1 protein-coding gene is annotated in these 703 nt (G+C 52.6%); it reads right to left on the bottom strand.

What is annotated here, in order from left to right; translation table 11 throughout:
• Positions 1 to 147: 147 nt before the first annotated feature.
• Positions 148 to 703 (bottom strand): transposase (locus ABEV74_RS19345; protein ID WP_430148610.1); only part of this gene is annotated, 556 nt, incomplete at its 5' end.

The following is a 703-nucleotide window of genomic DNA, read 5'->3' as shown; positions in this document are numbered from 1 at the left end:
CCCCCATCAGCTAAAGATTCGTGATGAAAACAAATCTACAAATGACAGAATCCATCAAGCAAGGCATGCTCAATAAGCCTTGCTGTTTACGGTAAGGCCGGAACAGGGAAGAGCAGTTTGGGTTGGTCTAGATGGCGAAAAATGGATTCAGGCAAGCGCTTGGTACACTCGTCGTACGGTCTGAAACCAGGGACTGTATCGCCCAAAATTGAAAATCGTTTGACGAGCGTGTCGGCTGACTCTAGCCGCGATGTACACGATGTTTTGAATCACGGTGCGGATGCGGCGACGTTGTACGCCTCCCCGAATCGGAGCATCGTCTTGGCGCAAGCTTTCCTGCCCCATGATGCGGAGCAGGTTGTAAGCGAACACCCCCGCGTGCAAAACCAGATCGTTGGTATCGAATTTGCCGGCGGGCAGTCGCTCCAAATCCAGATCCGTCTTCAGCTCACTATGAAATTGTTCGCTCGTGCCGTGATCGCGATACAACTCGATGACACGCCACGGCGAGCAGGTAAGAGAAGTCCAATAGACGTTCACTTCAATTTCTGGGAACAGGAGCATCTGACCTTCACGGTCGATCGTCCGTACGATCACTTGAAACACTTGACGAAGGGCTTGATCGAAGCCTTTTTCGGGAAAGGCGATCACGCCCATGTATTCCGTCTTGCCGGGGCGCTGCTCACAGGCCATGCCCTTGTCT

It is taken from the genome of Paenibacillus cisolokensis (assembly GCF_050481165.1).
Taxonomy (GTDB): domain Bacteria; phylum Bacillota; class Bacilli; order Paenibacillales; family Paenibacillaceae; genus Paenibacillus_AH; species Paenibacillus_AH cisolokensis.
This window is presented reverse-complemented; position numbering and strand designations above follow the sequence as displayed.